Annotated in this window: 29 protein-coding genes and 2 pseudogenes; 26 read left to right on the top strand and 5 right to left on the bottom strand. The window is 69.3% G+C overall.

Features of this window, described 5'->3' with window-relative positions; genetic code table 11:
* The 4 genes and pseudogenes from A5673_RS28545 to A5673_RS17640 all read left to right on the top strand — a co-directional run.
* Positions 1-165: pseudogene (locus tag A5673_RS28545) on the top strand (M23 family peptidase); the annotation flags it as partial.
* A 351-nt stretch (positions 166-516) separates the two neighbouring features.
* Positions 517-1,362, top strand: coding sequence for a 30S ribosomal protein S2 (rpsB, locus tag A5673_RS17650; RefSeq protein ID WP_068235002.1), 846 nt, complete (start codon positions 517-519; stop codon positions 1,360-1,362).
* Between the two features lie 3 nt (positions 1,363-1,365).
* On the top strand, positions 1,366-2,193 hold the full coding sequence (gene tsf / locus A5673_RS17645) for a translation elongation factor Ts (RefSeq protein WP_068235001.1): 828 nt from the start codon (positions 1,366-1,368) through the stop codon (positions 2,191-2,193).
* 30 nt (positions 2,194-2,223) lie between these two features.
* Positions 2,224-3,621 carry an amidase gene (locus A5673_RS17640; RefSeq protein WP_068234999.1) on the top strand — a complete coding sequence of 466 codons (1,398 nt, stop codon included), beginning with the start codon at positions 2,224-2,226 and terminating at the stop codon, positions 3,619-3,621.
* Between the two features lie 7 nt (positions 3,622-3,628).
* On the opposite strand, the gene A5673_RS17635 is transcribed toward A5673_RS17640, so the two are convergent.
* Entirely contained in the window at positions 3,629-4,051 is a 423-nt protein-coding gene (locus A5673_RS17635; protein WP_068234998.1) for a MarR family winged helix-turn-helix transcriptional regulator, read from the bottom strand.
* A gap of 109 nt (positions 4,052-4,160) precedes the next feature.
* On the opposite strand from A5673_RS17635, the gene A5673_RS17630 reads away from it, so the two are divergent.
* The 12 genes from A5673_RS17630 to A5673_RS17575 all read left to right on the top strand — a co-directional run bounded on the left by A5673_RS17630 (position 4,161) and on the right by A5673_RS17575 (position 11,750).
* On the top strand, positions 4,161-4,697 hold the full coding sequence (locus A5673_RS17630; RefSeq protein ID WP_068234996.1) for a DUF1360 domain-containing protein: 537 nt from the start codon (positions 4,161-4,163) through the stop codon (positions 4,695-4,697).
* A 16-nt stretch (positions 4,698-4,713) separates the two neighbouring features.
* Positions 4,714-5,127 carry a ChaB family protein gene (locus tag A5673_RS17625; protein ID WP_068234995.1) on the top strand — a complete coding sequence of 138 codons (414 nt, stop codon included), beginning with the start codon at positions 4,714-4,716 and terminating at the stop codon, positions 5,125-5,127.
* Positions 5,111-5,596 carry a hypothetical protein gene (locus tag A5673_RS17620; protein WP_068234990.1) on the top strand — a complete coding sequence of 162 codons (486 nt, stop codon included), beginning with the start codon at positions 5,111-5,113 and terminating at the stop codon, positions 5,594-5,596. The genes A5673_RS17625 and A5673_RS17620 overlap by 17 nt, the downstream gene beginning before the upstream one ends.
* Positions 5,593-5,847, top strand: coding sequence for a monovalent cation/H+ antiporter complex subunit F (locus A5673_RS17615; protein ID WP_068234989.1), 255 nt, complete (start codon positions 5,593-5,595; stop codon positions 5,845-5,847). Before A5673_RS17620 ends, A5673_RS17615 begins: the two co-directional genes overlap by 4 nt.
* A complete protein-coding gene (locus A5673_RS17610) occupies positions 5,844-6,149 on the top strand; it encodes a monovalent cation/H(+) antiporter subunit G (protein WP_068234988.1) in 306 nt (101 codons plus the stop codon). The genes A5673_RS17615 and A5673_RS17610 overlap by 4 nt, the downstream gene beginning before the upstream one ends.
* Entirely contained in the window at positions 6,146-6,421 is a 276-nt protein-coding gene (locus A5673_RS17605; RefSeq protein WP_068234986.1) for a hydrogenase subunit MbhD domain-containing protein, read from the top strand. The genes A5673_RS17610 and A5673_RS17605 overlap by 4 nt, the downstream gene beginning before the upstream one ends.
* Positions 6,418-7,152 (top strand): MnhB domain-containing protein, encoded by a 735-nt coding sequence (locus A5673_RS17600; RefSeq protein ID WP_068234984.1) that lies wholly within the window; start codon positions 6,418-6,420, stop codon positions 7,150-7,152. Before A5673_RS17605 ends, A5673_RS17600 begins: the two co-directional genes overlap by 4 nt.
* Before the next feature lie 6 nt (positions 7,153-7,158).
* Positions 7,159-7,509, top strand: coding sequence for a sodium:proton antiporter (locus tag A5673_RS17595; protein ID WP_068234983.1), 351 nt, complete (start codon positions 7,159-7,161; stop codon positions 7,507-7,509).
* Positions 7,510-7,516: 7 nt separating this feature from the next.
* Positions 7,517-9,337, top strand: coding sequence for a complex I subunit 5 family protein (locus tag A5673_RS17590; RefSeq protein ID WP_197518412.1), 1,821 nt, complete (start codon positions 7,517-7,519; stop codon positions 9,335-9,337).
* 248 nt (positions 9,338-9,585) lie between these two features.
* Complete coding sequence (locus A5673_RS17585; protein ID WP_068234980.1) at positions 9,586-10,017, top strand: DUF2784 domain-containing protein; 432 nt, start codon at positions 9,586-9,588, stop codon at positions 10,015-10,017.
* Positions 10,018-10,113: 96 nt separating this feature from the next.
* Positions 10,114-10,398 (top strand): DUF2795 domain-containing protein, encoded by a 285-nt coding sequence (locus A5673_RS17580; RefSeq protein ID WP_197518411.1) that lies wholly within the window; start codon positions 10,114-10,116, stop codon positions 10,396-10,398.
* Positions 10,399-10,793: 395 nt separating this feature from the next.
* Positions 10,794-11,750 (top strand): esterase family protein, encoded by a 957-nt coding sequence (locus A5673_RS17575; protein ID WP_068235018.1) that lies wholly within the window; start codon positions 10,794-10,796, stop codon positions 11,748-11,750.
* 16 nt (positions 11,751-11,766) lie between these two features.
* Here the strand turns inward: A5673_RS17575 and A5673_RS17570 are convergent, their stop codons facing one another.
* Positions 11,767-12,606 (bottom strand): SDR family oxidoreductase, encoded by an 840-nt coding sequence (locus A5673_RS17570; RefSeq protein ID WP_068234971.1) that lies wholly within the window; start codon positions 12,604-12,606, stop codon positions 11,767-11,769.
* A 496-nt stretch (positions 12,607-13,102) separates the two neighbouring features.
* Here A5673_RS17570 and A5673_RS17565 point away from each other — a divergent pair, with 496 nt between their 5' ends.
* Positions 13,103-13,660: an MPT63 family protein gene (locus tag A5673_RS17565; RefSeq protein WP_068234968.1), complete on the top strand. Its 558-nt coding sequence runs from the start codon at positions 13,103-13,105 to the stop codon at positions 13,658-13,660.
* A 93-nt stretch (positions 13,661-13,753) separates the two neighbouring features.
* The gene (locus A5673_RS17560; RefSeq protein WP_068235016.1) at positions 13,754-14,692 is read left to right on the top strand and encodes a lysophospholipid acyltransferase family protein; all 939 of its coding nucleotides are present in this window, start codon (positions 13,754-13,756) and stop codon (positions 14,690-14,692) included.
* A 22-nt stretch (positions 14,693-14,714) separates the two neighbouring features.
* On the opposite strand, the gene A5673_RS17555 is transcribed toward A5673_RS17560, so the two are convergent.
* Positions 14,715-15,461 (bottom strand): winged helix-turn-helix domain-containing protein, encoded by a 747-nt coding sequence (locus tag A5673_RS17555; protein WP_082958799.1) that lies wholly within the window; start codon positions 15,459-15,461, stop codon positions 14,715-14,717.
* A 199-nt stretch (positions 15,462-15,660) separates the two neighbouring features.
* Entirely contained in the window at positions 15,661-15,903 is a 243-nt protein-coding gene (locus A5673_RS17550; protein WP_068234965.1) for a CsbD family protein, read from the bottom strand.
* A gap of 323 nt (positions 15,904-16,226) precedes the next feature.
* Here A5673_RS17550 and pyrH point away from each other — a divergent pair, with 323 nt between their 5' ends.
* From pyrH to A5673_RS17520, 6 genes and pseudogenes are all read left to right on the top strand, one after another.
* Positions 16,227-16,976 carry a UMP kinase gene (gene pyrH / locus A5673_RS17545; RefSeq protein WP_068234962.1) on the top strand — a complete coding sequence of 250 codons (750 nt, stop codon included), beginning with the start codon at positions 16,227-16,229 and terminating at the stop codon, positions 16,974-16,976.
* 15 nt (positions 16,977-16,991) lie between these two features.
* Positions 16,992-17,549 (top strand): ribosome recycling factor, encoded by a 558-nt coding sequence (gene frr, locus A5673_RS17540; protein WP_068234960.1) that lies wholly within the window; start codon positions 16,992-16,994, stop codon positions 17,547-17,549.
* 21 nt (positions 17,550-17,570) lie between these two features.
* The gene (locus tag A5673_RS17535; protein WP_068234959.1) at positions 17,571-18,494 is read left to right on the top strand and encodes a phosphatidate cytidylyltransferase; all 924 of its coding nucleotides are present in this window, start codon (positions 17,571-17,573) and stop codon (positions 18,492-18,494) included.
* 104 nt (positions 18,495-18,598) lie between these two features.
* Positions 18,599-19,693, top strand: coding sequence for a 23S rRNA (adenine(2503)-C(2))-methyltransferase RlmN (rlmN, locus tag A5673_RS17530; protein ID WP_068234957.1), 1,095 nt, complete (start codon positions 18,599-18,601; stop codon positions 19,691-19,693).
* 149 nt (positions 19,694-19,842) lie between these two features.
* Complete coding sequence (locus A5673_RS17525) at positions 19,843-20,349, top strand: protein disulfide oxidoreductase (RefSeq protein ID WP_156748327.1); 507 nt, start codon at positions 19,843-19,845, stop codon at positions 20,347-20,349.
* 4 nt (positions 20,350-20,353) lie between these two features.
* Positions 20,354-21,205: pseudogene (locus A5673_RS17520) on the top strand (cytochrome c biogenesis CcdA family protein); the annotation flags it as partial.
* On the opposite strand, the gene A5673_RS30085 reads toward A5673_RS17520, so the two are convergent.
* On the bottom strand, positions 21,206-21,460 hold the full coding sequence (locus A5673_RS30085) for a DUF2631 domain-containing protein (protein ID WP_082958801.1): 255 nt from the start codon (positions 21,458-21,460) through the stop codon (positions 21,206-21,208).
* A gap of 79 nt (positions 21,461-21,539) precedes the next feature.
* Here A5673_RS30085 and dxr point away from each other — a divergent pair, with 79 nt between their 5' ends.
* Together dxr and A5673_RS17510 are read left to right on the top strand one after the other, a co-directional pair.
* Positions 21,540-22,739 (top strand): 1-deoxy-D-xylulose-5-phosphate reductoisomerase, encoded by a 1,200-nt coding sequence (gene dxr, locus A5673_RS17515; RefSeq protein WP_068234951.1) that lies wholly within the window; start codon positions 21,540-21,542, stop codon positions 22,737-22,739.
* Positions 22,740-22,758: 19 nt separating this feature from the next.
* Positions 22,759-23,973, top strand: coding sequence for an RIP metalloprotease (locus A5673_RS17510; protein WP_068234948.1), 1,215 nt, complete (start codon positions 22,759-22,761; stop codon positions 23,971-23,973).
* Positions 23,974-23,976 lie beyond the last annotated feature (3 nt).

The raw sequence follows: 23,976 nt of genomic DNA, 5'->3' as shown, positions 1-23,976 counted from the left end.
CTGTGCGCCGCGCCGGCGCGGGCCGACGACGTGCGGCTTCAGTGGCCGCTGCGCCCGCCCCCGGCCGTCGCCCGCGGATTCGACGCCCCGTCCCCCGACTGGCATCCCGGCCATCGCGGCGTGGATCTGCCCGGCTCCCCAGGTCAGCCGGTCCATGCCGCGGGCGACGGCCGGGGGCGGGCGCAGCGGCCACTGAAGCCGCACGTCGTCGGCCCGCGCCGGCGCGGCGCACAGCAGTGCCAGGATCAGAAGCATCGCCCGCCGCACCTGGCCACTACAGCGGGGCCCGCGCGACCCCGCCACTCACCGCTGTGGAAAAAGCAGCTGCTGAGACGGTGTAAACTCCTGGTCGCAGCTCGTTAGCGGGCTGACTTCGCGCGCCTGCAACCAAGAGATTGCCGTGCGGTCCCGTCTCGGACGTCGAAAGACAACCAGGACGGGTGCGGCATTCCGCAGGCGCCAGGGCCCGGCCTCACCCGATGCCGGGCGACAACCGACAACAAAGGAATGGCGGCAATGGCTGTCGTAACCATGAAGCAGCTGCTCGACAGCGGCACCCACTTCGGGCATCAGACCCGTCGCTGGAATCCCAAGATGAAGCGGTTCATCTTCACCGACCGCAACGGCATCTACATCATCGACCTGCAGCAGACGCTGACCTTCATCGACAAGGCGTACGAGTTCGTCAAGGAAACCGTCGCCCATGGGGGCACGGTGCTGTTCGTCGGCACCAAAAAGCAGGCGCAGGAGTCCGTCGCGGCCGAGGCGACCCGCGTCGGCATGCCGTACGTCAACCAGCGCTGGCTGGGCGGCATGCTCACCAACTTCTCCACGGTGCACAAGCGGCTGCAGCGCCTCAAGGAGCTCGAGGCGATGGAGCAGACCGGCGGCTTCGAGGGTCGCACCAAGAAGGAGATCCTGGGCCTGACCCGCGAGAAGAACAAGCTGGAGCGCAGCCTCGGCGGTATCCGCGACATGAACAAGGTGCCGTCGGCGATCTGGGTCGTCGACACCAACAAGGAGCACATCGCCGTCGGCGAGGCCCGCAAGCTCGGCATCCCGGTCATCGCGATCCTGGACACCAACTGCGACCCCGACGAGGTCGACTACCCGATCCCGGGCAACGACGACGCGATCCGCTCCGCCGCCCTGCTGACCAAGGTGATCGCCTCCGCGGTCGCCGAGGGCCTGCAGGCGCGCGCCGGGCTGGGCCGCGGCGACGGCAAGCCCGAGGCGGAATCCGCCGAACCCCTCGCCGAGTGGGAGCAGGAGCTGCTGGCCTCGGCGACAGCGACGGCCACCGCCACCGCCCCCACCGACGCCGCTGCGGGCACACCCGAATCGACACCCACGGAAGGCTGACCATTGGCGAATTTCACCGCTGCCGACGTTAAGCGGCTTCGGGAACTCACCGGCGCCGGCATGCTCGACTGCAAGAACGCGCTGGCGGAAAGCGACGGCGACTTCGACAAAGCCGTTGAGGCACTGCGGATCAAGGGCGCCAAGGACGTCGGCAAGCGCGCCGAGCGGGCCACCGCCGAGGGCCTGGTCGCGGCCAAGGGCGGCGCGCTGATCGAGCTCAACAGCGAGACCGACTTCGTCGCCAAGAACGCCGAGTTCCAAAAGCTCGCCGACCAGGTCGTCGAGGCCGCGCTGCAGGCCAAGGCCACCGACGTCGACTCCCTCAAGGCTTCTCCTATCAGCCAAGATTCTGCGACCAAAACCGTCGAGCAGGCCATCGCCGACCTGTCGGCCAAGATCGGCGAGAAGCTCGAGCTGCGCCGCGTGCAGTACTTCGACGGCAACGTCGAGGCCTACCTGCATAAGCGCGCGGCCGACCTGCCGCCGGCCGTCGGCGTGCTGGTCGAGTTCGAGGGCGAGAGCCAGGACGCGGCGCACGCCGTCGCGCTGCAGATCGCGGCGCTGAAGGCGCGCTACCTGTCCCGCGACGACGTCCCCGAGGACGTGGTGGCCAGCGAGCGCCGCATCGCCGAGGAGACCGCGAAGGCCGAGGGCAAGCCCGAGCAGGCGCTGCCCAAGATCGTCGAGGGCCGCCTCAACGGCTTCTTCAAGGACGCGGTGCTGCTCGAGCAGCCGTCGGTGTCCGACAGCAAGAAGACCGTCAAGGCCCTGCTCGACGAGGCCGGGGTGACGGTGACGCGGTTCGTTCGCTTTGAGGTGGGTCAGGCGTAACCGGCGCCCCGAAGCGGCTAGCGTCGTGTCATGCGACGCGTGCACGCTTTCGGTGACGATGCCCTCGGTGACCTCGATGCGGTCGGCCTGGCCGACGCCCTGAAGGCGGGGTCGGTCGGCAGAGCCGAGGTCATCGAGGCCGCCATCGCGCGGACCGAGGCCGTCAACCCGACCCTCAACGGCCTGGCCCACAGCGGGTTCGAGCGCGCGAGGGCGGCCGAACCGGCCCGCGGCTTCTTCGCCGGCGTGCCCACGTTCGTCAAGGACAACGTCGACGTCGCCGGCCAGCCGAGCATGCACGGCGCCGACGCGTGGACGCCGTTCGACGCCCCGGCCGACAGCGTGGTCACCGAGGTGTTCCTGGGCACCGGGCTCACCTCGCTCGGCAAGACGCAGTTATCGGAGTTCGGCTTCAGCGCGTCGGCCGAACACCCGCGGCTGGGGCCGGTCCGCAACCCCTGGGACACCGATCGCACCGCGGGCGCGTCGTCGTCGGGCTCCGGCGCGTTCGTCGCCGCCGGCGTGGTGCCGATCGCCCACGCCAACGACGGCGGCGGGTCGATCCGCATCCCGGCCGCCTGCGACGGGCTGGTCGGGCTCAAGCCGTCGCGCGGCCGGTTACCGCTGGACCCGACGCACCGCCGCATGCCCGTGGGCATCGTCGCCAACGGCGTGCTGACCCGGTCGGTGCGCGACACCGCCGCCTTCTACCGCGAGGCCGAGCGGAGCTGGCGCAACCCCAAGCTGGCGCCCATCGGGGACGTCACGGGGCCGGGCAGGCGGAGGCTGACCATCGCGGTGTTGACCCGGTCGGTCCAGCGGGAGTCCAGCCCCGAGGTGCGCGAGCTGACGCTGAAGTCGGCGGCCCTGCTCGAGGAGCTCGGCCACCGCGTCGAACACCTCGACGAACCCCCGGTGCCGGCCAGCTTCGTCGACGACTTCGTCCTGTACTGGGGTTTCTTGGCGTTCGCGCAGGTCCGCGGGGGGCGCAGGCTCTTCGGCGACTCGTTCGACCGCACCCGGCTGGACGCCCTGACGCTCGGCCTGGAGCGGCACAGCGGCCGCAACCTGCACCGGCTGCCACTGGCGATCGTGCGCCTGCGCAGGCTGCGGCGGCGCACCGCGGCATTCTTCCGCACCTACGACGCGGTGCTCACGCCGACGCTCGCCGACCAGACGCCGCTGATCGGGCACCTGGCCCCCACCGACTATCGGCAGGTGATGGACCGGCTCATCGACTGGGTGGCGTTCACCCCGCTGCAGAACGTCACCGGCGAGCCCGCGATCTCGGTGCCGCTGGCCCAGTCGGCCGAGGGCATGCCGGTGGGCATGATGCTGTCGGCCGACCTCGGGCAGGAGTCGACGCTGCTGGAACTCGCCTACGAACTCGAAGAGGCGCGGCCCTGGGCCCGCATCCAGGCGGGCTAGCTGCTGATCAGCCGTCGGACCCGAGCTTCTCGAGCATGCGCTTGAACTCGCGCTGTTGCGCGTCGGTCAGCTTGCCCAGGATCCGGGCATCGGCGACCCGCACCGCGGCCTCCGCGCGCTTCAGCAGCGCGCGGCCCTGACCCGTCAGCGTGGCCGGTAGCGCCCGACCGGAGGAGACCGACGCCGGCCGTTCCACGGCCCCGACGTCTTCCAGCCCGCGCAGCACCGTGTTCATCGCCTGCGGCGTGACGTTGGTGTGCCGGGACAATTCGGCGCTGGACATGCCCGGGTGCAGCGACAGGATGCGTAGGCAGACGAATTCGGGCAGCGTCAGGCCCAGCGGGCCCAGCACCGTGGCAACCTCCGGCCGCAGCACGGCTCCCACCCGGTACAGCAGGTAACCCAGCGGCGCGTCTTCGGCCTGACCCATGTCGGCGATCTTGACATATCCGGCGCGCCCGGCCGCGCCCCCGCGCCGATGTGGTTCCCGGGCGCCCAACGGGGTAACCCACAGGGGATCCGGACGTGAAGGAGCGCCGATGGGCGATGCAACCGAAATGCCCCAGGGGGTGGCCGAGCGCGCGCGCCGCGAAGCCGACGCGTACCGCGGCGACAACCCCCGACCGCTCGAGGGCTACACCGTGGTCCTGGCGATCTACGGCGCCCTGGTCGCCGCGACCGCCGTCATCGCGGCGGCTACCGGGCGCAAGCTGCCCGAGCGCTGGGGTGTTCAGGATCTGTTGACCGTCACCATCGGCACCCACAAGCTGTCGCGCACGGTGTCCAAGGACGCCGTGACCAGCCCACTGCGGGCGCCGTTCGCGCGCTACGCGGGTTCCGGCGGGCCGGCCGAGGTGATGGAGGAAACGCGCCACGGCAGCGCGCTGCGCCACAGCCTGGGGGAGTTGTTGACCTGCCCGTTCTGCCTCGACATGTGGGTGGCCACCGCGTTCGTCATTGGATTGATCTTCGTGCCGAGACCGACCCGGCTGATCGCGGGCACCTTCACCGCCCTGGCCGGCGCCGATTTCTTGCAGCTGGCCTACGCGCGGGCGCAGCAGATCACCGAGGGTTGACCAGCGAGGAGGTTTCATGCCCAAGACGACGAAAGGCGGCGCGGCCAAGAAGAGCGAATTGCCGAGCACCCTGCGGCGCTCCAGCGCCAAAGCGCAACGCACGTTCGCCAAGACCCACGACTCCGCCGCCGAGGAATACGGCAGCGAGGAGCGCGCCCACCGGGTGGCCTACTCGGCGCTCAAGCACAGCTTCGAAAAGGTCGGCGACCACTGGGAGCCCAAAGAGCACAAGGGCCCGTCGGACGAGCTCGCCGAGGGCGGCGGCCCGCGAAACACCGGCCGCTCGGCCGAGGGCGTGGACGCCAACGCCAGCAAGAAGCACCTGCTCGACGTGGCGCGCCGGCTCGAGGTGCCCGGCCGCTCGACAATGAAGAAGGCGGAGTTGGTCGACGCGATCAAGAAGCACAACCGCCGTGCCCGGGGCAGCTGAGCGCGATGCGTTAGTCCGCCTTCTCGGCGAGATCGCCCTGTGGTGGGCGCTGACCGGCGTCGTCTGGCTGGCCACCTTGAGCGCCCGCACACCGCGGGAACTGGCCGTGCTGGCCGTCTGCACGCTGCCGTGCGCGATCGTCGCGCGCTCGGCTCGGCGGGCCAACGCCGGTCGGTGGAGGTTTCGCGCCGCGTGGCTCGGCTGGCCGGTGATCGTGGCGGCCGAAGTTCCCCGCCAAGCCGTCCGGGTCTGGGTCTACGCCGTCAGCGGGCGCGCCCCGCTGACCCGGGAGCTGTCCCTACCCGACGAGCCCGCGCGGGTGGCTGCCGCGCGCCGGGCCACGGCGGTGCCTGCGCTCGCGACCACTCCCGGAACCGTTGTCCTGGACAGCGATCCGCGCAGGCATTCGGTGCTCGTGCACCTGGTTCGGCGGCAGCAGAGCCGGCTGGAAGCGGCGGTGCAGCGGTGACCGCCGGGGAACTCGCGGGGCTGCTGCTGGCCGTCGGGGCTTTCGTGCCCGGCATCGTGATGTCGTCGCGGGGCCTGCCGCACCAGAGGCTGGTCGGCCTGGAGTTCGCCAGCGTCGCCGCCATCACGGAGCTGATGGTGCTTTCCGTTGCCTGGCAACGAGATTCGAATCTCATCGTCCCGCTGGTGTTGGCGCTCATATCGCTCCCCGGCTCCTTGGTCTTCACCCGACTCCTCGCGGGCAAGAAATGAACGGCCAATCCGTCGGGTGGGCCGTGGTATTCGCCGGAATCGCGGTGATGTCGGTCAGCGCGGTTGCCGCCGCGGCGCGGCCTGGGGTGTTCGACCGCCTGCACCTGCTGACGGTCACGACTTCGCTTGGTGCGCCGTTGATCGGCGTGGGACTGATGACATTGCGCGGATGGAGCGAGGCCTCCGCGATGGTCGCGGCCACCACCGCGCTCGTGGTGCTGAGCGCGCCGGTGATCTCGGCGGCCACGGCTCAGCTGGCGGCGCGGCTCGGCAAGCTGCTCGACGAAGATTCGTCGCCGTGACCGCGCTGATCCTGGTCGCCGTGACCCTCGTCGGCGTGACGGGAACGGTCGTGGCGCTGACCGGCGCCGCGGACCGGCAGGCCGTCCCGTTGTCGGTGTTCGGCCTGGCCCTCACCGTGCTGTTCGTGGTGCTGCAGGCTCCAGATGTCGCCTTGTCGCAGTTGGCCGTTGGCGGCGTCGTCGTGCCCTTGATGGTCATGCTGACCATTCGCGCCGTGCGCCGGCAGGCGGATGACGAGCGTGACGGCGCGGCGGGGGAGTCAGCGCCGTGACGCGCGGCATCCGGACGGCGGCATTTCTCGTCGCGGCGGCGGGCCTGGCGGCGTTGCTGTGGATGGGAGTGACCGAGCTGCCGGTGTTCGGTCGTCACGACCACCCGTACCGGGATCTGGCTGTGGCCGCGGCGCTTTCGCGGTCGACGGCCAACGCCGTCGCGTCGGTCAACTTCGATCAGCGGGCCCTGGACACGCTGGGGGAGGAAACGATCCTGCTGGGTTCGGTGCTGGGCGTGATGGCCCTGCTTCGCCCGGCCATCGAGGAGCGCGAATACCGGCCGCCGCAGGGTGACTCGGTGTTGGACGCGACGCGGCTGATCGGCTATGTGATGCTGCCGGTGACGATCGCGATCGGCGTCGACCTGATAGTGCACGGTCACCTCACCCCCGGGGGCGGGTTCCAGGGCGGCGTGGTGTTGGCCGCGGGCTTGCATCTGCTCTACGTCACAGGCAGTTTCGGGGCGCTGGATCGGCTTCGGCCGGTGAACGCGTTCGACATCGGGGAGGTGCTGGGGGCCGCCGCGTTCGCGGTGATCGGCTTGCTCGGCTTGCTGCTGGGCGGCGCGTTTCTGCGCAACCTGTTGCCGACCGGGACGCTGGGCGACCTGTTTTCCGGCGGCTCGGTGCCGTTGCTCAACGTGGCCGTCGGCGTGGAGGTGGCCTGCGGGATGACGGTGTTGCTGGCGCAATTTTTGGCCCAGGAAATCACGATCGTCAAAAAGGGGTGATGGCCGGTGAGCGTTTATCCCTACTGCGTCGCCGCGTGGCTGGTGCTGATTGGCGCGTACGGTATCGTGCGCAGCCGCAACCTGATTCATGCGGTGGTGTGCCTGTCGGTGACCCAGTCCGCCACCTACCTGCTGCTGCTGGCGGTCGGATATCAACGCGGCGCGGCGCCCCCGATCTTCGGTGGGTCCAACCCGCCGCAACCCGCACAGGTGGTCGACCCGGTGGTACAGGCGATGACGTTGACCGACATCGTGATTCAGGCGACCGTTACCGCGCTGTTGCTGGCGTTGGCCATCCAGATCCACAAGCGACACGGCACGCTGGACCCCGACGACCTGTCCGCGCTGAGGGGCTGAGTCACCCGTGCGGGCAATCGCTCCCCAGCTGTTGCCGCTCCTCGTTGCCGTCCCCATCCTGGTGGCCTGCGTCCTGCTCGTGTTGAGCCAGCGACTGTCGCGCGCGGCGGCCGGCTGGGTGACCGTGGCGACCTCGGTCGCATCGACGGTCGCGGCCGGATTTGCGACGGTGGCCGCGCGGGATCACACGGTGCTCGCCTGGATCGGCGGCTGGGCCATGCAGGGTCGGACAACGGTCGGGATTGCGCTGGCCGCCGATCCGCTGTCGGGTGGGCTGGCCACGCTGGTGGGTGCGTTGATGGCGTGTGCGGCGGTGTACAGCCGTCGCGGGCTCGACGAGGCGGGCCCGCGCTTCGACGCGCTGATGCTCGTCTTTTTGGCCGCGATGAACGGCTTCGTGCTGGCGACCGACGTCTTCAACCTGTTCGTGTTCCTCGAGCTGATGGGCGCCGTGGCCTACGCGCTGACCGGCATCAAGATCGAAGACAAGTCGGCGATCCAGGGCGCCCTCAACTTCGGGATAATCCAATCGCTGAGTGCGTGTCTGTCCTTGGTCGGCATCGCCATGCTCTACGCCCGGGTCGGTCAGCTGGGCATGGCCCAGCTGGGGCTCGCCCTGGCCAGGCGGCCGCCCGATGCGGTGATCGTCGGCGCGTTCGTGCTGATCTGTTCGGCGCTCATGGTGAAGGCCGCGATCGTCCCGTTGCACTTCTGGCTGGCCGACGCGCACGCAGTGGCCCCGGCGCCCGTGTGCGTGCTGTTTTCCGGGGTCATGGTCGAACTCGGCCTGTACGGGATGTGGCGGGTGTACTGGGTGGTCTTCGCCGACGCGCTGCCGCGGGCCGCGATATCGCGCACGTTCATGACGATCGGCGTCCTGACCGCGGTCGTCGGAGCGGTGATGTGCCTGTTGCAGCGCCATCTCAAGCGGCTGCTGGCCTACTCGACGATCGGCCACATGGGTTTGTTCCTGGTCGCCGCCGCGTCGCTGCGTTCCGAAGCGGTCGGCGGCACGGCCGTCTACGTGCTCGGTCATGCCGGCGCCAAGTCTGCGCTGTTTTTGCTGGTGGGCATCCTGCTGGACCGCCATCAGACGGTCGACGAGTTGGAGTTGTCCGGGCGCGGACGCGGCCACCGGTTGCTGGGCGGGCTCTATCTGGTGGCGGCGTTGGCGCTGGCCGGGTTGCCCCCGTTCGGCACCGCGCTGGGGAAGTCGTTGAGCGAGGAAGCGCTCGGCTCGGCATGGGGTTCGGCGCTGTTTGTGCTCGTGTCGGCCGCGACGGCGGGGGCGGTGCTGCGCGCCGGTGCGCGCTGCTTTACCGGGTGGGGCGGCGATGAGGCTCGCTCGGTCGACCGGTCCGACGCGGACCAGCCCAGCAAGGGCGAAGAGGAACCGGACACGACGCTGGCCCGCACGCCGCCCAGCATGTACGTCGCGATCGCCGTCCTGCTGTTGGGCTGCCTGGCGGCCGGCGTGCTGCCCGGTGTCGGCCACGCCGCCGACACCGCGGCGCGCCGGTTCACCGACACCGCAGGTTACGTCGCCGCCGTCATCTCGGGCGCGGGCCCGTCGCCGGCCGTGACCGGACACGGGTGGTCGCTCAGCGGCGTTGGATTGGCGGTGCTCGGGGTCGCCGCCGGCGCGGCCGTCGCATTCGTGGGGCTGCGCCCGCCCACCAACGCCCTGCGGCGCGCCGTGGGGGCCGCAGCGCAACCCGCGATCGCGGTGCTGCACCGCGCGCACTCCGGCCACGTCGGGGACTACGTCGCCTGGATGTTCGCCGCCATCACCGCGCTCGCGGGGGTGTTGGCCGTGCAGTTGCGATGACCGGAATCCACGGCACGGCCTGATGCGCCTGCCTTCCAACGCATTCGGGGTCCGGGGCGACGACCCTCGTGTCGCGGGTGTTAACGCGGCGAGGATGGGAACCCCTCGTACCGGGCCCAACAGGCAGGTCACACGCTGCCTTGACCAGCAGGAAGGGATGAAGCACTGGTGGCTTTAGGTGTGGAGCTCGCCGGAACCACATTGCGGGACGGCTGCTTTGAACCAGGAACTTCGCGAACGGCCCGCTGATGTATACCGCGCTCGTGGTCGCCGTTGTGGTGGCGCATCTGACCTTCGTGGCCTATTTGGTGGTCGGCGGATTCGTTGCGTTGCGCTGGCGCTGGACTATCGCCTGCCACGTGATCACCGCGGCCTGGGCGGTTTTGATCGTGACACACTACGTCGATTGCCCGCTGACCTGGCTGGAACGATGGGGCAGGGCGCGTGCCGGCATGGCACCCCTGCCGCCGGCCGGCTTCATCGCGCACTACCTCACCGGCGTGCTCTATCCGACGGGCTGGGCCGGCGGGGTCGAGGAAGCGGTCTTCGTGATCGTCGCCGTCTCGTGGATCGCCTTCGCGTGGCGAATGCGTCGTCGGGCATCGACGACGGCCGTTCTTCGCGAGCGCGACGGCAAGGAAGCTTCAGTGATCAGCGCCACGCAGCTGCACGGCCGCTGAGTGACTCGCGCGGGTTTAGCCGGCCGTGCGCTGGGCACCCGGGCAGCCATGATCGCATCCACCACCCGCAGTCGACTCCGGCATTGCCTCGGCGATGTGGATTTTCCCGCGAACAAACAGGATCTGCTCGACGCCGCCGACACCAAGAGCGGTGACGAAGAGACGGTCCGTGCGTTGCGGGAAATTCCACCGGAAACCTATACGAACCTCGACCAGGTCGCCGCGTCGGTGACCATCGTCGACGAGGGAGACGCGATCCGCGACGCCGACAAGGCGGCGGCGCGGCGCACCCACACCAAGCCGGGCCGCGCGGAATCGGCCAAGGACATCGGCAACCAGAGCCCGATCGTTCAGGAGCTGGGCGAGAACCGCGGGTCCTGAATGTCCTCGCGCCCGTCGGGCCACACCACCCGTTGTGTTGCCCATTCGGTTGCCGCAGGTGGTGCGGCCGGCTCTTGCGAACGGTCCGCCGTAGGTGACAGGCCGTTGCGGCTCTGCTATAACGAGGAGGTCAGGTCTGTCTTCAGTCTGCAGGGCGACCATCCGTCATCGGCCATTATGGCGCGCATGATTGGACTGCGCCCCATCTGCTCTCACCCTTGAATGCGTTGCACCGCAGCTTGATCGGGCGCTGATTTATTGCGTTGCCAGGCGGCGGGCAACGGCGCGGCAGTCGCGGCCGTCCAACGCGGCTCGAACGCCGAAGCCGTGCGGTCGGCGGCTTCCCCTGGCGGTCAGACGTCAAAAGATCACTGCAACAAGGAAAGTGGGACATGATGGCTAAGAATCACTGGCTGCGCCGGCTGATGATCGCCGGAGTTGCGGCCGCCGCACTGCCGGGATTGACCGCCCTGTGGGGGGATATCGCCCCCGCGCGGGCGGCGCAACCTGAATTTCTGCAAGTGCCGTCGGCGTCGATGGGTCGCGATATCACCGTAGAGTTCCAGCGCGGCGGCGCGCCCGCCGTCTACCTGCTTGACGGCTTGCGGGCCCGCGACGACCGCAGCGGTTGGGATATCAACACCAACGCCTTCGACGAGTATCGCGGCTCCGGAATATCGGTGGTCGCGCCGGTTGGCGGCCGGTCCAGCTTCTACGCCGACTGGTATGCGCCCGCGAAGAACAATGCCGGCCCTCCCGTCACCTACAAGTGGGAAACGTTCTTGACAAGCGAGCTGCCGCAATATCTTTCGGGCCGAGGCGTCCGGTCGACCCGTAACGCCGTGGTGGGCGTCTCCATGTCGGGGTCGTCGGCGTTGACATTGGCCGCCTACCATCCCCGCCAGTTCGCTTACGCCGCGTCGCTGTCGGCTTACCTGACGCCCTCGAGCGGGCAGGGCCCCATGCTGATCGGTATGGCCATGAACGACGAAGGTGGCTTCAATCCGCAAGACATGTGGGGTCCGACCGGTGGTCCCGGCTGGCAGCGCAACGATCCCACCGTCCAGGCCGGGCGTCTGGCCGGCAACAACACCAGGCTCTGGATCTACAGCGGCAACGGCACACCGTCGGAGATCGGGCAAGGCAGCATCCCCGGCCAGGTCATCGAGCAGGTGGTCTTGAACAGCAACGTGGCGTTTCGAGACGCATACGTGGGCGCGGGCGGGCACAACGCGACCTTCAACATCGACACCAACGGCGTACACAGCTGGGGCTACTGGGGCGCCCAACTGACGGCCATGAAGCCCGACATGCAGCGGACGCTCGGCGCGGGGGCCGGCGCCGCGTCGTAGCCGCAGATACCAACGGCTAGAGAATTGGCCGACCGCCGGTCACCGCGACCCGCGCGCCGGAGATGTAGCTGGCGTCGTCGGAGGCCAGCAGCACATAGATGGGTGCGAGCTCGGCCGGCTGGCCGGCGCGCCCCAGCGGGACGTTGTCGCCGAACGACTCCACGCTGCCCGGGGGCATGGTCGACGGGATGAGCGGCGTCCAGATCGGCCCCGGCGCCACGCTGTTGACCCGGATTCCCTTGTCCCCCAGCAGCTGCGCAAGGCTGGCCGAGAAATTGGCGATCGCTGCCTTCGTCGCCGCGTAGGGCGCCAGGGTCGGGTTGGGCGTGTCGGAGTTGACCGACGAGCTGCCGATGATCGACGAGCCCGGCTTCATGTGCGCCACCGCGGCCTTGGCGAGGTGGAAGTACGCGCCGATGTTGAGCCGGAACGTGTAGTCCCATTCCTCGTCACTGATCTCATCGAGGCTCTTGTGCATCATCTGGTACGCCGCGTTGTTGACGAGGATGTCGACGCCGCCGAGTTCCTCGACGGCACGGTGGACCACGGCCCGGCAGTGGGCCGGATCCGAGAGGTCGCCGGGTACCAGCACGCACTTGCGGCCGGCGTCTGCGACATAACGGGCGACCTCGCGCGCGTCGTCGTCCTCGTTGAGGTAGGAGATCAGCACGTCGGCGCCCTCGCGGGCAAATGCGATGGCGACGGCGCGGCCGATGCCGCTATCGCCGCCGGTGACGATCGCCCTTTTGCCGGCGAGCTTTCCCGACCCGCGGTAGCTTTCTTCGCCACAATCGGGGACGGGGTCCATTTGCGCCTGCACGCCCGGAACTTCTTGTTGCTGCGCAGCGAAACTCATTGGTGACAGATCCTTTCGGGTATTTGCATTACACGCGCCGGTTATGATTCGCGCGTCGTCGGGCCGGCAGTGGGAACGTCCGGGTCGTCATCGGCCGGCGGCTCCGGATCCCGCCATTCCTCGGCGCGACTGGGCCGGTTCCCGCGCACCGTACCGCTCAATTCGTGCTTCAATTCGTCGTCTTCGCGTGGACTGTGCTTGGCGTTCCCGCGGTCCATCGATAGCCCCCTTCGGTGCGGTTCCCCGTGCGGCTACCCCGCGAGAACGGAACCAATCGCGGGTTCCAACAGTGGTGGCAATGATGCCCATGTTAATTCTGTGGCGCGAAAAGCGCTGTGCCACAAAACAAGCGCCGGCGCGTTAATGCAGGTAATTCGGCACGATGCGGAAATTCCGCCACTGGCCCGGGTTTAGTGCCGCGGCCGACGGGATATGCCCACGAAGTGCGCTTATCGCCCTACCTATGGAGGCGATTGTTCGACACGGAAGGAATACCATGAAGGTCACCAAAACCGCTTTCAAGAGTGCAGTTGCCGCTTCCGGCATAGCGGCGGCAGCCGTTTTCACGGCGGGAACCGCTTTCGCCGCTCCGGCGCCCAACATCCAGGGATTCGGCACCAGCGAAGAACTGATTGACGGGGGCATGATCACCAGTTACACGGTGAGCAACCTCCAGCCGAGCAACGTCTCGATCCCCGGCTACACGCCCAAGGGGACGCTCTACCAGGCGGACGTCACCGCCAAGTCGGTGAGCGGGACCGTCACCCCGATGGTCAACGACTTCATCGCCCGTGGGCCCAACGGCCAGAATTACCGGGTGATCGACAAGGTCGCCGCCCCGGGCAGCCTTAACCCGGCGCCGATCCCGCAGGGCCAGGAGTCGACCGGCACCCTGTATTTCGACGCGACCGGCGCGCCCCCCAACGGCGTGGTGTACAACGACGGCATGCGAGACATCCTGATGTGGACGTCGAACGTGCCCGGCGGCACGGCACCGTCGCCCAGCGCGACTCCGCCTCCGGGTCAACCGCCCGCCCCGGCGCCGCAAAGCTGATTCCGGCCCACCAATCTCCCCGCGCCACCCATCGGCGCGGGGAGATTTGCGTGTGTGGGCATCTCGCGCGCCCGAATCGGGTATCCGACACCCATGAGTAACCCCGATCACAGGCCAGCCGAGGTACGCGCGCAGGCCAAGCTCAATGCCAGGCGGGCGCGCGTGGCGATGGAGGAGCGGCGCAGCAAGCAGGACGGCGGGATCACCGCTTGGCTCGCCGAGCGTGCCGCCAGGTGGGACCTCAGCGGCCAGGACGAAGCCACCCTGCAGCGTCAGAAGTTCTTCTGGAATGTGCTGGTGGACTACTGGTTCCGGATGGAGATCGACGGCTGGGAGAACATCCCGCCGGAGCCGCCGGCGCTGTTGGTGGGCATTCACTCGGGCGCCCCGTTCGTCTGGGACGCCTGGACCGTCGGCCTGCAGTGGTGGCGGCGCTTCGGCCAGGACCGCCCGCTGCACGGCACGGCCCACGACGCGCTGATGGCGATCCCGGTCTTCGGGCGCTACTTCCGCTCGATGGGCGTGCTGCCGGCGGCCCCGGACGCGATCGCGACGGCGCTCGCGGAGGGGCGCGACGTGGCGCTGTGGCCCGGCGGGGAAGTGGACTCGCTGCGTCCGTGGATGGAGCGGGATCGCGCCAACCTCGCCGGGCGCAAGGGCTTCATCAAAATGGCGATTCGCGCCGGCGTGCCGGTCGTGCCGATCGCGACGGTCGGCGGGGCCGACGCGATGCCCGTGCTGATCCGCGGCGACCGCCTGGCAAAGGCGCTCAAACTCGACAAGGTGCTGCGGCTCAAGGTCTTTCCGCTGGCCGTCTCGCTGCCGTGGGGGATCGCCCCGGCTGCGCTGCCGCAGCTGCCACTGCCGGCCAAGATCAGGACCCGGTTCATGCCCGCTGTCGAGCTCGACTCCGATCCGGCACGTGCCGACGACGACGACTACGTCGACCGTAAGTACCACGAGGTCGAGGACTCGATTCAGCAAGGCATGGACGCGCTGGCGCGAAAGCGGGCGCTGCCGCTCTTCGCGTGAGCTGCCACGGGTTTTGGCGCCGCTAGTGCGCCACGGGGTCGGTGGCCGGCCGTGTCGTCGACGTCCAGATCGGGGCCAGCGTCGACCCGCTGAGGACCCATTCCGGGTGCGGCGGTGTGGGCGCCATGTAGCCGACCCCGCGCACGGTGTCGACCATGGATTCGTGGTCCGGTCCCAGCTTGGCGCGCAGTCGCCGCACGTGAACATCGACAGTGCGGACGCGGCCGTTGCAGTCGTAACCCCACACTTCGTGCATCAGCCGGGTGCGGGTGAAAGCCCGGCCGGCATGCTGCACAAGGAAATTCAGCAGTTTGAACTCGGTGAGCGTCAGCCCCAGGTCCGCACCGTTCAGCGAGCCGGTGAAGCTGGCCGGGTGCAGCAGCAGGTCGCCGAATTTGAGGGTGCCGTCCATCGCGCTGCGGCGGCGCGAGATCGCCAGCCGCAGCCGGGCCTGTAGCTCGTCGGCCCCCGCGGCGGGCAGCAGCACGTCGTCGACGTGCCAGTCGACGTCCACCGCCGCGAAGTCCGCAGGCGCCACCACCGCCACCACCGCGGTGGACGGCGCGTCGGAAGCCAACCGGCGGCAGGCGCTGCGCGCGGCCGCAAGGTCGGCGCGCGCGTCGATGATCGCGACGTCGGCGTCACCGCCATGTGCGCCGGCCCCCCCGGTGCGCGCAACGCGCCGCACCGAGTGAGCGAAAGACTTGAGGGTGGGCAGGGCCGATTCGAAGTCGTCTACATCCGTAAGTAGTAAAACGTCCAACGACATCTCCAAACTCGTGAGTTTGTCATCGCCCCCCACCCGTAGGCACCTCACGGCGAGATGTCTGCCAGCGCTGCGCTGAGTACCCATTCAGAGCCAAACTATGCAAAGCTTATTGCCCGCGACCGCGTGGTCAATGCTCTAGCCCGGGAACGCCGATGGGCCCGGCCCGTTTGACACGGACCGAGCCCATCCTTGCGACAAGCTACTGGTTGGCCTTCTGGCGCTCCTCGGCCGCCTCGGCGCCGCCGCGCGCGGCCTCCGCCTGGGCTTCCTTCTTCGCCGCGTCGCGCTGAGCCTCGGCCTTGTCCTGCTGGGCCTGGCCCTCGCGCGTGAGGTCGTCACGGCCGGTCACCGCGCCGACAGCCTCCTTGGCCTTGCCCTTGACGTCCTCGACGACGCCCTTGACCGCCTCGGCAGGTCCCGACTTGTTCTCGTTGTCCGCCATGGATTTGTTCCTCCCTATTGGCGTACGTGCCTGAGCAACTGCTCAGCGCCGATCGCCGAAGCGATCGACCCGTCACACGGCAAGGCGTGGTCCTTATTCTCAAGACCGTCTGTTCGCCCCCCGCGATGGTCTCTATTCCCCATGCCGCCACCCGCTCAAACATCCGGCGCCGGAAGGCAAGCGGCGCCGCGGGAATCCACTTAAAGCGCCAACTGTGCAGATAATGCACCCCGCCCGCGCCACATTGTGTTGCGATGAGGCAGGATGTGAAATGCCGTTCCGGATGAGTTCGCCCGGGATGGCACTCTCATGCGAGGAGTCTGATGACGGAGCCGACGAGAAGCGCCAACGGCGTACCGCAGAGCCGATCGCAGTATTCGAGAGTCCTGCTCAAGCTCGGTGGCGAGATGTTCGGCGGCGGCCAGGTCGGGCTGGACCCCGACGTCGTCGCCCAGGTGGCCCGCCAGATCGCGGAGGTGGTCCGTGGCGGTGTGCAGGTCGCGGTGGTGATCGGCGGCGGCAACTTCTTCCGGGGTGCGCAGCTGCAGCAGCGCGGCATGGAGCGCACCCGCTCGGACTACATGGGCATGCTCGGCACCGTCATGAACAGCCTCGCCCTGCAGGACTTCCTGGAGAAGGAGGGCATCGTCACCCGCGTCCAGACCGCGATCACGATGGGACAGGTGGCCGAGCCCTACCTGCCGCTGCGGGCCGTCCGCCACCTGGAGAAGGGCCGGGTGGTCATCTTCGGGGCCGGCATGGGCCTGCCGTACTTCTCCACGGACACCACGGCCGCGCAGCGGGCGCTGGAGATCGGTGCCGAGGTGGTCCTGATGGCCAAGGCGGTCGACGGGGTGTTCTCCGCGGACCCGCGGATCAACCCCGAGGCCGAGCTGATCACCGCGATCAGCCATCGCGAGGTCATCGACCGCGGGCTGCGCGTGGCCGATGCCACCGCGTTCAGCCTGTGCATGGACAATGGCATGCCGATCCTGGTGTTCAACCTGCTGACCAACGGGAATATCGCCCGGGCGGTCGCTGGTGAGAAGATCGGGACGCTGGTCACCACCTGAGGGGAAGACGCGGAAATGATTGACGAGGCTCTCTTCGACGCGGAAGAGAAGATGGAAAAGGCCGTATCCGTGGCCCGCGACGATCTGTCCACCATCCGCACCGGGCGCGCCAATCCGGGCATGTTCAACCGGATCGTGATCGACTACTACGGCACCAACACGCCGATCACGCAGCTGGCCAGCATCAACGTTCCCGAGGCGCGGCTCGTCGTGATCAAGCCCTACGAGGCCAGTCAGCTGCACGCCATCGAGACCGCCATTCGCAACTCCGACCTGGGCGTGAACCCCACCAACGACGGCACTTTGATCCGGGTGGCGGTGCCGCAGCTGACCGAGGAGCGGCGCCGCGAGCTGGTCAAGCAGGCCAAGCACAAGGGGGAGGAGGCGCGAGTGTCGGTGCGCAACATTCGTCGCAAGGCCATGGAGGAGCTGCACCGCATCCGCAAGGACGGGGAAGCCGGCGAGGACGAGGTCGGCCGGGCGGAAAAGGATTTGGACAAGACCACCCATCAGTACGTCACCCAGATCGACGAGTTGGTCAAGCACAAAGAAGGCGAGCTGCTGGAGGTCTAGCGGCCGCTCAGCAACGTATCCGTGGTGACTACCGGCGCAGGCGCCCCGTCCGACGAGCCGCGGCGTGGGCCCGGGGAAGCGACGCAACAGCCGGCCAAGAAGACCTCGCGGGCCGGGCGCGACCTGCGGGCCGCCATCGCGGTGGGCGTCAGCATTGGCGCCGTTCTCGTCGCGACGCTGGTGTTCGCCCCACGCTTCTGGGTGCTGCTGTGCGCGGGGGCCATCCTGGTCGCCACCCACGAGGTGGTGCGCCGGCTGCGCGAGGCCGGCTACGTCATCCCGGTCATCCCGTTGCTGATCGGCGGGCAGGTCACCGTCTGGCTGACCTGGCCGTACCGCTCCGCGGGCGCGCTGGCCGGCTTCGGGGCCACCGTCGTGGCCTGCATGGTGTGGCGGCTCTTCCAGCAGGACAACAGCAAGCGGCCGGAGCCGTTCGCCGGTTCGCCCTCGGCGAACTACCTGCGCGACGCGTCGGCCACCGTTTTCCTGGCCGCCTGGGTCCCGCTGTTCGCCTCGTTCGCCGCGATGCTGGTCTATCCCAAGGACGGCGCCGGACGGGTGTTCTGCCTGATGATCACCGTCGTCGCGTCGGACGTGGGCGGGTACGCCGTGGGGGTGCTGCTGGGCAAGCATCCGATGGTCCCGGCGATCAGCCCGAAGAAGTCGTGGGAGGGGTTCGCCGGTTCGCTGGTCTTCGGGATCACCGCCGCGATCCTGACCGCGACGCTGCTGGCCCACAAACCGCTCTGGGTTGGCGCGTTGCTCGGCGTGGTCCTGGTCTTGACGTGCACGCTGGGTGACCTGGTGGAGTCGCAGATCAAGCGCGACCTGGGCATCAAGGACATGGGCCGGCTGCTGCCCGGGCACGGCGGCCTGATGGACCGGCTCGACGGTGTGCTCCCGTCGGCGGTCGCGGCGTGGACGGTGCTGACGCTCGTGCGCTGAGGTGGCGATCGCAAGGGCGGCGTAGCCGGGCGCTGGGGGCACCCCCGCGGAGCTGGGGGACGGGTCGCCACCATCGGCCAGGTGTGGCCGATACTGGACGGGTCATGGTCCAACAACTGGTCTTCACCGAATCGCGCCCGAGCAGGCCGCCGCGGCACCTTGCCGACCTCGACGCGGCGCACCGCGCGGCGGCCGTCGCCGAGCTGGGCCTGCCGGCGTTTCGCGCCAAACAGCTCGCCCACCAGTACTACGGCCGGCTGATCGCCGACCCGCAACAGATGACCGACCTGCCCGCTGCCGTGCGCGACGCGATCGCGGGCGCGATGTTCCCGACGCTGCTCACCGCGGCGGCCGAGGTCACCTGCGATGCGGGGCAGACGCGAAAGAAGTTGTGGCGGGCCATCGATGGCGCCACCGTCGAGTCGGTGCTGATGCGCTACCCGGACCGCAACACGGTGTGCATCTCATCGCAGGCCGGGTGCGGCATGGCCTGCCCGTTCTGCGCCACGGGCCAGGGCGGGCTGACCCGGAACCTGTCCACCGCCGAGATCCTCGAACAGGTGCGGGCCGGCGCGGCGGCGCTGCGCGACGACTTCGGCGACCGGCTGTCCAACGTCGTCTTCATGGGGATGGGGGAGCCGCTGGCCAACTACGCCAGGGTGCTGGCCGCGGTGCGGCGCATCACCGAGGCGCCGCCGCAGGGCTTCGGCATTTCGGCCCGCTCGGTGACGGTGTCCACGGTGGGCCTGGCCCCGGCGATCCGCAAACTCGCCGACGAGCGCCTCGCGGTGACACTGGCGCTGTCGTTGCACGCGCCCGACGACGAACTGCGCGACACGCTGGTCCCCGTCAACAACCGGTGGAAGATCGCCGAGGCGCTGGAGGCGGCGCGGTATTACGCCGACGTGACCGGCCGGCGGGTGTCGGTCGAGTACGCCCTGATCCGCGACGTCAACGACCAGCCCTGGCGGGCCGACCTGCTGGGCAAGCGGCTGCATCGCGCGCTCGGCCCGCTGGTGCACGTGAACCTGATCCCGCTCAACCCGACCCCCGGCAGCGACTGGGATGCCAGCCCCAAGCCGGTGGAGCGGGAATTCGTGCGGCGGGTGCGGGCCGCCGGGGTGTCCTGCACGGTGCGGGACACGCGGGGGCGCGAGATCAGTGCCGCGTGCGGGCAGCTGGCCGCCGAAGGCGGGTAGCCGCGCCGAACGTGAAGCTGTTGCGAGTTTTTCGCGACATTTTCGCGCTGGTTTCACGCTCGGCGGGCGATGGTCGGATGAGCCGGGGGCTGAACCTCGGCGGCTGCGAATACGTCTTTAGGGCATAACCCAGCAAACGAGGTGGTGCCGTGATGGTTCGCTTGTTATCTCCGCTCAAGGTGTTTGCCGCGGCCGTTTTCGCCGCCGCCCTGATCTTCGGCCTGGCCGAAGCACCGCGCTCGGCGGCCGCCGACGACCGCCTGCAATTCACCGGGACCACGCTCGGCGGCGCGCCGTTCAACGGCGCCAGCCTGCAGGGCAAGCCCGCGGTGCTGTGGTTCTGGACGCCGTGGTGCCCGTTCTGCAACGCCGAGGCTCCCGGCGTCAGCCAGGTGGCGGCCGCCAATCCCGGCGTCACCTTCGTCGGCGTCGCGGCGCACTCGGACGTCGCGGCCATGCAGAACTTCGTCTCCAAGTACAACCTGAACTTCACCAACCTCAACGACGCCGACGGCTCGATCTGGGCCCGCTACAACGTCCCGTGGCAGCCGGCCTACGTGTTCTACCGGGCGGACGGGAGCTCGACGTTCGTCAACAACCCCACCGCGGCCATGCCCCAGAACGAGCTGGCCGGCCGCGTGGCCGCGCTGCGCTGATCGGATGGACCGAGCTCTGGTCGGCCTGGCCTTCGCCGCCGGACTGGTCGCGGCCCTCAACCCCTGCGGGTTTGCCATGCTGCCCGCGTACCTGATCCTCGTGGTGCGCGGCCCGCGGTCGGGCAAGCGTCGGGGCCTGGTCCCGCTCGGCCGCGCGCTGGCGGCCACCCTGGGGATGGCGCTGGGCTTTTTGACGGTCTTCGGGTCGTTCGGCGCGCTGACGATTTCGGCGGCCAGCACCGTGCAGCGCTACCTGCCCTACGGGACCGTGGTGATCGGGATTGTGCTTGTCGCGCTTGGGATGTGGCTGCTGTCGGGTCGCGACCTGACGGCGCTGACACCCCGCCCGCTCGGCCCGCACTGGGCCCCGACGGTGCGGCTGGGCTCCATGTATTCGTACGGCGTCGGCTACGCCATCGCCTCGCTGTCGTGCACCGTCGGCCCGTTTTTGGCGGTCACCGCCGCCGGGGTGAAGGGATCGGTGGTCACGGGCGTGTCGGTCTACCTCGCCTACGTCGGCGGCCTGACGCTGGTCGTGGGGGTCCTGGCCTTCGGCGCGGCCTCGGCGGGCTCGGCGCTGGCTGAACGGCTGCGCCGCGTGCTGCCCTTCGTCAACCGGATCAGCGGGGCGCTGCTGGCGCTGGTCGGGCTCTACGTCGGCTACTACGGCGTCTACGAGTTGCGCCTCTTCAACGGCAACGCGGGCCCGCACGACGCGGTGATCGCCTCGGCCGGCCGGCTGCAGGGCGCGCTGGCCGGCTGGGTGCACCGACACGGCGTCGCGCCCTGGGCGGTGGCCCTGCTCGTGCTGGTGTCCGGGGCGGTCGCGGCGGCCTGGTACCGCCGGGTGCGGCGGCTACCTGAGCCAGCCGCGGTGGCGGCCCCACAGGTCGCGCACCAGGACGAACAGCGTGAGCGCGGCGAACACGACCAGGAACCAGTTCTCGATGTGGCCGACGTGGTTTCCGCGCAGCATGGCCAGCAGAAAGATCACGATGAACAGCCCGGTGGCGTGCCAGGTGCGGTAATTGATCCTGCTCCACCCCCACGCTGCCGACGGCACCTCGGCGACGTCGACGCCGTTGAAGTGCTCCACCTCGGTACTGGCCACGGCGAATCCCTTTCGTGATCGGCTTGGTAGGGAAGATTCTGGCACATCCGCCGCGGGGCGCAGCGGGCACAATGAGTGAGTGACCAACTCGACTACCGAGGGCCGCCTGCGGGTGCTGGTGCTGGGCAGCACCGGCTCGATCGGCACCCAGGCGCTGGAGGTCATCGCGGCCAACCCGGACCGATTCGAGGTGGTCGGGCTGGCCGCCGGGGGCGCCAACCCCGAGACCGTGGCGCGGCAGCGCGCCGAGACCGGGGTCACCAACATCGCCGTCGCCGACGAGCGCGCGGCGCGGCAGGTCGGCGACGTCCCCTACAGCGGCCCCGAGGCGGTGACCCGGCTGGTCCAGGAGACCGACGCCGACGTCGTCCTCAACGCGCTGGTCGGCGCCCTGGGCCTGCGACCGACGCTGGCCGCCCTGGACTCCGGGGCCCGGCTGGCCCTGGCCAACAAGGAATCGCTGATCGCCGGCGGCCCGCTGGTGTTGCGGGCGGCGCGGCCGGGCCAGATCGTGCCCGTCGACTCCGAGCACTCCGCGCTGGCCCAGTGCCTGCGCGGCGGCAGCCCCGACGAGGTCGCCAAGCTGGTGCTGACGGCCTCCGGCGGCCCGTTCCGCGGCTGGGCCGCCGCGGACCTCGAGGGCGTCACGCCCGAGCAGGCCGGCGCCCACCCCACCTGGTCGATGGGCCCGATGAACACGCTGAACTCGGCGACGCTGGTCAACAAGGGGCTCGAGCTCATCGAAACCCATCTGTTGTTCGGCATCGACTACGACCGCATCGAGGTCGTCGTGCACCCCCAGTCGATTGTTCACTCGATGGTCACCTTCATCGACGGCTCGACCATCGCCCAGGCCAGCCCGCCGGACATGAAGCTGCCCATCTCGTTGGCCCTCGGGTGGCCCCACCGGGTGGCCGGGGCGGCGGCCCCCTGCGACTTCACCACCGCCGCTAGCTGGGAATTCGAGCCGCTGGACAGCGAGGTTTTCCCCGCCGTCGAGCTGGCCCGCCACGCCGGGGTGACCGGCGGCTGCATGACCGCCGTGTACAACGCGGCCAACGAGGAAGCCGCCGGGGCCTTCCTGGCCGGCCGCATCGCGTTCCCCGCCATCGTCAAAACCATCGCCGACGTGCTGCACGCCGCCGACCAATGGGCGCCCAAATTTGGAGAAGTACCGGCTAACGTGGATGAGGTACTCGACGCGCAGCGCTGGGCGCGGGAAAGGGCGCAGCGCGCGGTCGCCACCGCGAGTGCCCACAAGATCTCCGGAATGGTGTGAGAAAGGTCCTGGCAGCCTGATGATGTTCGCTATCGGCATTGTGCTGTTCGCGCTCGCCATCCTGATCTCGGTGGCCCTGCACGAGTGCGGCCACATGTGGGTCGCCCGCGGCACCGGCATGAAGGTGCGGCGCTATTTCGTCGGCTTCGGGCCCACGCTGTGGTCGACCCGGCGCGGTGAGATCGAATACGGGGTCAAGGCCATTCCGCTGGGCGGCTTCTGCGACATCGCCGGCATGACGCCGGTCGAGGACCTGGCGCCCGACGAGACCGACCGCGCGATGTACAAGCAGGCGACCTGGAAGCGGGTCGCGACGCTGTTCGCGGGCCCCGGCATGAACTTCGTCATCTGCCTGGTGCTGATCTACGGCATCGCCCTGGTCTGGGGCCTGCCCAACCTGCACCCGCCCACCAAGGCCATCGTCGGCGAGACCGCCTGTGTCGCACCGGAAGTCAGCCCGGGCAAGGTCGGCGACTGCGCCGGGCCCGGTCCGGCGGCGCTGGCCGGGATTCGCCCCGGCGACGTCGTCGTCAAGGTCGGCGACACCCCGGTGTCCAGCTTCGAGGACATGGCCGCCGCGGTGCGCAAGCTGCACGGCAACGTTCCCGTCGTCGTCGAGCGCGACGGCGCCACCATCACCACCCACGTCGACGTGACGCCCACCCAGCGCTACATCTCGAAGGCGCAGGGCGCCAAGCCCGAGGCCGCCACCGTCGGCGCCATCGGCGTCGGCGCCGTCAGGGTGACGCCCACGCACTACGGCGTCTTCTCGGCGATACCGGCCACCTTCGCCTTCGCCGGGGACCTGACCGTCGAGGTGGGCAAGGCGCTGGTCACGATCCCGACGAAGGTCGGGGCGCTGGTGCACGCCATCGGCGGCGGGCAGCGCGACCCGCAGACCCCGATGAGCGTGGTCGGGGCCAGCATCATCGGCGGCGACACCGTCGACCACGGGCTGTGGGTGGCGTTCTGGTTCTTCCTGGCCCAGCTGAACCTCATCCTGGGCGCCATCAACCTGGTGCCGCTGCTGCCGTTCGACGGCGGGCACATCGCCATCGCCGTGTTCGAAAAGGTCCGCAACCTGATCCGGTCGGCCCGCGGCATGGTCGCGGCCGCGCCGGTGAACTACCTCAAGCTGATGCCCGCCACCTACGTGGTGCTGGTATTCGTGGTCGGCTACATGCTGCTGACCGTGACCGCTGATCTGGTCAACCCGATCAGGCTTTTCCAGTAACGA

Source organism: Mycobacterium sp. E3198 (genome assembly GCF_001667015.1).
Taxonomy (GTDB): domain Bacteria; phylum Actinomycetota; class Actinomycetes; order Mycobacteriales; family Mycobacteriaceae; genus Mycobacterium.
This window is presented reverse-complemented; position numbering and strand designations above follow the sequence as displayed.

Coding starts and splice junctions, on each gene's coding strand:
- rpsB (WP_068235002.1), top strand. CDS start 517: ATGGCTGTCGTAACCATGAAGCAGCTGCTCGACAGCGGCACCCACTTC.
- A5673_RS17640 (WP_068234999.1), top strand. CDS start 2,224: ATGCGACGCGTGCACGCTTTCGGTGACGATGCCCTCGGTGACCTCGAT.
- A5673_RS17635 (WP_068234998.1), bottom strand. CDS start 4,051: ATGGGTCAGGCCGAAGACGCGCCGCTGGGTTACCTGCTGTACCGGGTG.
- A5673_RS17630 (WP_068234996.1), top strand. CDS start 4,161: ATGGGCGATGCAACCGAAATGCCCCAGGGGGTGGCCGAGCGCGCGCGC.
- A5673_RS17625 (WP_068234995.1), top strand. CDS start 4,714: ATGCCCAAGACGACGAAAGGCGGCGCGGCCAAGAAGAGCGAATTGCCG.
- A5673_RS17610 (WP_068234988.1), top strand. CDS start 5,844: ATGAACGGCCAATCCGTCGGGTGGGCCGTGGTATTCGCCGGAATCGCG.
- A5673_RS17585 (WP_068234980.1), top strand. CDS start 9,586: ATGTATACCGCGCTCGTGGTCGCCGTTGTGGTGGCGCATCTGACCTTC.
- A5673_RS17575 (WP_068235018.1), top strand. CDS start 10,794: ATGGCTAAGAATCACTGGCTGCGCCGGCTGATGATCGCCGGAGTTGCG.
- A5673_RS17570 (WP_068234971.1), bottom strand. CDS start 12,606: ATGAGTTTCGCTGCGCAGCAACAAGAAGTTCCGGGCGTGCAGGCGCAA.
- A5673_RS17565 (WP_068234968.1), top strand. CDS start 13,103: ATGAAGGTCACCAAAACCGCTTTCAAGAGTGCAGTTGCCGCTTCCGGC.
- A5673_RS17560 (WP_068235016.1), top strand. CDS start 13,754: ATGAGTAACCCCGATCACAGGCCAGCCGAGGTACGCGCGCAGGCCAAG.
- A5673_RS17555 (WP_082958799.1), bottom strand. CDS start 15,461: ATGTCGTTGGACGTTTTACTACTTACGGATGTAGACGACTTCGAATCG.
- A5673_RS17550 (WP_068234965.1), bottom strand. CDS start 15,903: ATGGCGGACAACGAGAACAAGTCGGGACCTGCCGAGGCGGTCAAGGGC.
- pyrH (WP_068234962.1), top strand. CDS start 16,227: ATGACGGAGCCGACGAGAAGCGCCAACGGCGTACCGCAGAGCCGATCG.
- frr (WP_068234960.1), top strand. CDS start 16,992: ATGATTGACGAGGCTCTCTTCGACGCGGAAGAGAAGATGGAAAAGGCC.
- rlmN (WP_068234957.1), top strand. CDS start 18,599: ATGGTCCAACAACTGGTCTTCACCGAATCGCGCCCGAGCAGGCCGCCG.
- A5673_RS17510 (WP_068234948.1), top strand. CDS start 22,759: ATGATGTTCGCTATCGGCATTGTGCTGTTCGCGCTCGCCATCCTGATC.